The following is a 6043-nucleotide window of genomic DNA, read 5'->3' on the forward strand; positions in this document are numbered from 1 at the left end:
GGATGCAATGGGACAGGCACGCGAAGTCATGGACCGGCTGATGGCGGCCATGGACGCAAAGGACAAGGAGGCGCTGGCGGGTTGCTTCGCCGCTGACGCCGTGATCGCGACGCCGGACCAGGGCGGGATAAGCGGCCGCGAGGCAATCGCCAACTATTTCTTCCACTTCTGGGAGGCCATGCCGGACGTCAGGTACGAGCAGCTGGCCAGGCATGAGGCCGGGGACGTGGCAGTCGTTGAAGGCTTTGTGGTTGGCACGAACACCGGGCAGTTGAGCCTGCCCACCGGCGGCGCCCTGCCGCCCACCGGGAAACCGGTCCGGGTGCGAAGCTGCGATGTGGCCAGGATGGAGGCGGGCATGATCACCGAGCACCACGCCTACTTCGACCAGCTGGAACTCCTGGGCCAGCTTGGCCTGCTGCCGGAACTGTCCCGGCAGTGACGGCAGATCCGGCACGCCCTGCCTATGCCAAGGGTGGTTCCGTCACGGCCAGTGCCATGACGAAACCACCCCTTGAACTACGGGTTACAGGTCAGGCCACGCCGGCGGCAACCGCCGCGCCCTGAGCTGCGTCTTCCGAAGCGCCGTTTGACGCACCTGCCAGCCGTATCCAGGTATCCACCACCGTGTCCGGGTTCAGGGAGACGGAGTTAACCCCTTCCTTCACCAGCCATTCGGCGAAGTCCGGGTGGTCGCTCGGGCCCTGGCCGCAGATGCCAACGTACTTTTCGCGGGCCCGGCACGCCTTGATGGCCATGCTGAGCAGCTTCTTCACGGCCGGGTCCCGCTCATCGAAGCTGTTGGCCACGATCGCCGAGTCCCGGTCCAGGCCCAGGGTCAGCTGGGTCATGTCGTTGGAGCCGATGGAGAAACCGTCGAAGAATTCGAGGAACTCGTCGGCGAGCAGCGCGTTGGACGGCAGCTCGCACATCATGATCACTTCGAGGCCGTTTTCGCCCCGGCGCAAGCCGTTCTCGGCGAGCAGTTCGATGACGCCCTGTGCCTCGTCCAGGGTCCGCACGAATGGAATCATCAGCTTGACGTTGGTCAGGCCCATCTCGTTGCGCACAAAGGACAGGGTCTCACACTCAAGGTCGAAGCAGTCCCGGAAGGACGGCTCCAGGTACCGGGAGGCGCCGCGGAACCCGATCATCGGGTTCTCTTCGTGCGGCTCGTACGCCGGGCCGCCGATCAGGTTGGCGTACTCGTTGGACTTGAAATCGGACATCCGGACAATCACCGGCTCCGGCGCGAAGGCCGCGGCGATGGTGGCCACGCCCTCGGCCAGCCGCTTGATGTAGTAGTCGCGGGGGCCGTTGTAGGCGGCGATCCGGCCGCGGATCTCGGCGGCCACGTCCTCCGGCTGGCTGTCCAGGTTCAGCAGGGCCTTGGGATGGATGCCGATCTGCCGGTTGATGATGAACTCCAGCCGGGCCAGGCCCACACCGTGGTTGGGCAGCTGCGCGAAGGTAAAGGCCTGCTCCGGGGTGCCCACGTTCATCATGACCTTCACCGGCGCTTCGGGCAGCTCCGTGATGCCGGTTTCCTCCACACTGAAGTCCAGCAGGCCTTCGTAGATGCTTCCGGTCTCGCCGTCGGCGCAGGACACGGTGACTTCCTGGCCGTCGGTCAGGGTGTCGGTGGCGCTGCCGGTTCCCACGACGGCGGGAATCCCCAGTTCGCGGGCGATGATGGCGGCGTGGCAGGTGCGTCCGCCGCGGTTGGTGACGATGGCGGAGGCCCGCTTCATGATCGGTTCCCAGTCGGGGTCGGTCATGTCAGCCACCAGCACGTCGCCGGTCTGGAAGGCGGCCATCTGGTCGATGGCGGTGAGGATCCGGACCTTCCCGGCTCCGATCCGCTGGCCAATGGCGCGGCCTTCCACCAGCACCGGGCCGGTCGCGTTCAAGCGGAACCGGCTCTGGCTGCCGGGCGCCCGGCGGGACTGCACCGTTTCCGGGCGGGCCTGCAGGATGTACAGCCCGCCGTCGGTGCCGTCCTTGCCCCACTCAATGTCCATTGGGCGGCCGTAATGCTTCTCAATGGCGACGGCGTGGCGCGCAAGCTGCTCCACGTCGTCGTCCGTCAGGCTGAAGCGCGAACGGAGTGAAGCCTCCACCGGCACGAAATCGATGGTGCGGCCGATCTCGCTGTTGTTGGTGTAGGTCATCTGCAGGGCCTTCTCGCCCAGGCCACGCTTGAGGATCGCCGGGCGGCCCGCCGCCAGGGCGGGCTTGTACACGTAGAACTCGTCCGGGTTCACGGCGCCCTGCACCACCGCTTCACCCAGCCCGTAGGAGGAGGTGACGAAGACGGCGTCCTGGAAGCCGGACTCGGTGTCCATGGTGAACATGACGCCGGAAGCGCCGACGTCGGACCGCACCATCCGCTGGATGCCCGCCGAGAGTGCCACCTCGGCGTGTTCAAACTTGTGGTGCACCCGGTAGGCGATGGCGCGGTCGTTGTACAGCGAGGCGAAAACGTCCTTGATGGCCTGCAGGATGTTCTCGATCCCGCGGACGTTCAGGAAGGTTTCCTGTTGGCCGGCGAAGGAGGCATCCGGAAGGTCCTCCGCCGTGGCGCTGGACCGCACCGCCCAGGACAGGTCTGCGGAGCCGCCGTGCTTGTCCACCAGCTGCTGGTACGCCTCGCGGACCTGCGCCTCGAAGTCCGGCAGGAAGGGGGTGTCCCGTACCAGGGACCGGATTTCGTGGCCGGCCGCGGCCAGAGCCGTCACGTCGTCCGTGTCCAGCCCGACCAGCCGGTCGGCGATCTTCCGGTCCAGCCCGGACTCGGACAGGAACCTGCGGTAGGCGTCGGCCGTGGTGGCGAAGCCGTCCGGGACCTGGACGCCGGCCGAGGTCAGGTTCTGCACCATCTCGCCCAGGGAGGCGTTCTTGCCGCCCACCTTGTCCAGATCCTTGAGTCCAAGTTCAGAGAACCAGAGAACGTCTGTGGTCATGATTGCTGCTCCTTTGCAGTCGGTTGGCGTAGGCATTGCCGGCCGGTCACGGTAGTGCCGCCGGGAAGAAAAACCCTGTCAACAGTGGCAGGTTCACGGCGCAGTTTCCACCTGATGTGTGCTACGCCACGTTTGTGAAACTCTTCGCTAATGTTTGAGGTTCATTCGCTGAAGGATGGTGGCCGCCATTTCCTCCACGGAGACGGTGGCGGAGTTCAGGTACGGGATCCGGTGGGAAACGTAGAGCTGTTCGGCGCTGCGCAGTTCAAAGCCGCACTGCCGCAGGGACGCATAGGGCGAACTGGGGCGCCGTTCCGTTCGGATCTGGCTCAGGCGCAGCGGGTTGGAGGACAGGCCGAAACACTTCGACACGAAAGGCTGCAGCGGCTTGGGCAGCCCGTCCCGCTGGAAGTCCTCGTCCACCAGGGGAAAGTTTGCCGCGAAGATCCCGTGCTGCAGCGCCAGGTACATGGTGGTGGGGGTCTTGCCGCAGCGGGACGGGGCCACCAGGATCACCTGGGCCTTTTCCAGGGCACGCAGGCTCTGGCCGTCGTCGTGCTCCATGGCATATTCGACGGCGGCCATCCGGGACTGGTAGCGCGCGGCGTTTCCCAGCCCATGGGCCCTGCCGGGTTCGCCGCTGGCCGGCGTGCCCAATGCCTGTTCCAGCACGCCCACATGGGTGCCGATCAGATCCACGATGACGCCGTTGCAGCCGGCCAGGATCTGACGTATCTCGCTGCTGACTGCGGTGGAAAAGACCAGGGGGCGGGGCCCGGCGGCGGCCAGGCCGTCGATGGTCCGGACAACGGACCGCGCCTGTTCGGCGGTGGTGATGAAAGGGATGGTGACGCGGTCAAAATTGTCCACGGGGAACTGGGTCAGCAGGGTATTGCCGAGCGTTTCCGCGGTGATGCCGGTACTGTCCGACAGAAAGTAGACAGGCCGTAGAGCAGCAGTGGTCATGGAACGACCTTATCGGTCGGCCACGGCTGCACTGAAAGGTCAGGCAGCTTTGATGGGTGCCTTGCTGCCGGAGGACGCCGCCTGGTTTTCGCGGGCCAGGAATGCGGAGAGTTCGCCGATCGTGCTCATGAGCGGGGCGGGGAAGACGACCGTGGTGTTCTTGTCCACGCCGATTTCAACCAGGGACTGCAGGTTTCGAAGCTGCAGCGCGAGCGGGTGGGCCATCATGGTGTCGGAGGCGTCCCCGAGGGCTGCAGCGGCGATTGCTTCGCCTTCGGCGGCGATGATCTTCGCCCTCTTTTCGCGTTCGGCTTCCGCCTGGCGGGCCATGGCGCGCTTCATGCTTTCGGGCAGCTGGATGTCCTTCAGTTCCACCAAGGTGACCTCCACACCCCATTCGACCGTGAGCACGTCGAGGATTTCGCGGATGTCCACGTTGATCCGTTCGGTCTCGGACAGGGTCTGGTCCAACGTGTGGCGGCCAACGACCTTCCGCAGGGTGGTCTGGGCTATTTGGTCGATGGCTGCGGCCACGTTTTCGATGGCGATGACGGACTTCACGGCGTCCACAACCCGGTAATAGGCAACCGCCGAGACGTCCACGCTTACGTTGTCCTGCGTGATGATGCCCTGGGACTGGATGGGCATGGTCACGATCCGCAGGCTGACCAGCGGCAGCCGGTCGATGACAGGGATGATCAGCTGCAGGCCCGGCTCCCGGACGCCGACCACCCGGCCAAGCCTGAAGAGCACGCCCTTCTCGTATTGGCGCACGATCCGGATGGACATTTTCGCAACGATGAGCAGCAGGACGACGAGGGCGATGACGACAACGATGGTGGGGTCCATCAGGATCCCCTCCTGGTACTGGCGGGACATGCCGGCACCGGGCCGGAGCCGTGACAGGTGCCCTGGCTTCCATTGTCCCACCAAAGAGTGGGCGGGAGCCCTCGTCTGGTGATCAATCCCGCGGCGAGGGCGGCACGCCGGAGGACTAGACTGGCCGGGTAAGGACGGATTGGGGGATCCACGGCGCTGCTGCTGCTCCACTGGTCGGTCGCAGCCAGCGGACCCAAGGATGACGTTGACTTTCTTCCAGGACTTTCCAGTACCTCCCCTGCCGCCACGGCCACGCACTACGCGATATGTTCCGCCGCCCTGGGCCGCCGCCCCGGCCTATGAACTGCCTGCCGTTGTGCACATCGGCAAGTTTGTGAGCCGGACACCGGGGATGGTGGTGGCGGTCAAGAGCGCCGACGTTTTCTCCACCGGCTGTGTGTTCAGCTTGTCTTGGCTGTTCCGTCGTGACGATCAGTCCGACGATGACTGGGCCGACCTGCAGCACCTGTTCTTCCAGCCGCGGGTGGGCGTCCGCCGAGGGAGCGGGAAACAGACCGGGCAGATGTTCGGCGTCGAGTTCCCCGATGGCACCAAAGCCAGTACCGGAGCCATGGGTCCCCACGTCTTCATGGAACGCGACCAACCGCCCCAGCCTCCCACTTTGGTCCTGAACAACGGCGGGGGCAGTGGTGGCGAGGAGGAGTTCTCGGGTACCGGCGCGCTCTGGCTGTGGCCGCTTCCGCCTGCCGGCGACCTTCGGCTGGTTTCCCAATGGACCGACTTCGGGCTTGAGGAGACATCCATCGTGCTCGACGGCGGGCGGTTGCGGGACGCCGTTGCCGACGTGCAGCGGTTCTGGCCGGAGGAGGACCGCAACCATGGGTGATTTCACCGGCCTGGTTCTGTTCGTCCTCTTCGGAGCGATTTTCTTTTACATCCTCTACGGCGTAATCCGCGCCGCGGTCCGCGACGGGATCGGCCAGGCGGACGAGCGGCGCAGGCGGCTCACCGAGGACGAGTCTGACATCGCTGGGCGCTAGGCGGAGACAGTCAGCCGGCGGCTGGGGCGTCCCCAGCCCCGTGCCCGGCCGCACCACCCCTGTTGCTCCATCACCTATGGCCCCTAAACCCGCCCGATAACAGCCACACTTGATAGAGCAACACAAAAAACCGCCGGTCCGGGGGCTGCGGGTCTGTTCTTGGTGGTGGTGGTGGTGGTTTTAAATGTGGGAGGCCCCAACCGTGTGGTTGGGGCCTCGACCGTAATGGTTGTC

Annotated in this window: 6 protein-coding genes; 3 read left to right on the forward strand and 3 right to left on the reverse strand. The window is 65.4% G+C overall.

All coding sequences use genetic code 11. The annotated features are described in order from the left end of the window. Positions 1-7: 7 nt before the first annotated feature. Entirely contained in the window at positions 8-442 is a 435-nt protein-coding gene (locus QFZ57_RS19935) for a nuclear transport factor 2 family protein (protein WP_306632192.1), read from the forward strand. A gap of 91 nt (positions 443-533) precedes the next feature. Here QFZ57_RS19935 and ppsA read toward each other — a convergent pair whose 3' ends face one another. The 3 genes from ppsA to QFZ57_RS19950 all read right to left on the reverse strand — a co-directional run bounded on the left by ppsA (position 534) and on the right by QFZ57_RS19950 (position 4778). Beyond that, positions 534-2963, reverse strand: a complete 2430-nt coding sequence (gene ppsA, locus QFZ57_RS19940) for a phosphoenolpyruvate synthase (protein WP_306901491.1) — start codon at positions 2961-2963, stop codon at positions 534-536. A 147-nt stretch (positions 2964-3110) separates the two neighbouring features. Then, positions 3111-3929 (reverse strand): pyruvate, water dikinase regulatory protein, encoded by an 819-nt coding sequence (locus QFZ57_RS19945; protein ID WP_306632194.1) that lies wholly within the window; start codon positions 3927-3929, stop codon positions 3111-3113. Positions 3930-3968: 39 nt separating this feature from the next. After that, positions 3969-4778, reverse strand: a complete 810-nt coding sequence (locus tag QFZ57_RS19950) for a slipin family protein (protein WP_306901636.1) — start codon at positions 4776-4778, stop codon at positions 3969-3971. A 235-nt stretch (positions 4779-5013) separates the two neighbouring features. Between QFZ57_RS19950 and QFZ57_RS19955 the strand changes: the two genes are divergently transcribed. Beyond that, a complete protein-coding gene (locus tag QFZ57_RS19955) occupies positions 5014-5655 on the forward strand; it encodes a hypothetical protein (RefSeq protein WP_306632195.1) in 642 nt (213 codons plus the stop codon). Beyond that, positions 5648-5809 (forward strand): hypothetical protein, encoded by a 162-nt coding sequence (locus QFZ57_RS19960; protein WP_306632196.1) that lies wholly within the window; start codon positions 5648-5650, stop codon positions 5807-5809. Before QFZ57_RS19955 ends, QFZ57_RS19960 begins: the two co-directional genes overlap by 8 nt. Positions 5810-6043 lie beyond the last annotated feature (234 nt).

Origin of the sequence: Arthrobacter sp. B1I2, from assembly GCF_030816485.1 — a bacterium.
Lineage (GTDB): Bacteria > Actinomycetota > Actinomycetes > Actinomycetales > Micrococcaceae > Arthrobacter.

Bases quoted from the DNA above. Each gene is read 5' to 3' on its own strand.
- QFZ57_RS19935 (WP_306632192.1), top strand. From the start codon at position 8: ATGGGACAGGCACGCGAAGTCATGGACCGGCTGATGGCGGCCATGGAC.
- ppsA (WP_306901491.1), bottom strand. From the start codon at position 2,963: ATGACCACAGACGTTCTCTGGTTCTCTGAACTTGGACTCAAGGATCTG.
- QFZ57_RS19945 (WP_306632194.1), bottom strand. From the start codon at position 3,929: ATGACCACTGCTGCTCTACGGCCTGTCTACTTTCTGTCGGACAGTACC.
- QFZ57_RS19950 (WP_306901636.1), bottom strand. From the start codon at position 4,778: ATGGACCCCACCATCGTTGTCGTCATCGCCCTCGTCGTCCTGCTGCTC.
- QFZ57_RS19960 (WP_306632196.1), top strand. From the start codon at position 5,648: ATGGGTGATTTCACCGGCCTGGTTCTGTTCGTCCTCTTCGGAGCGATT.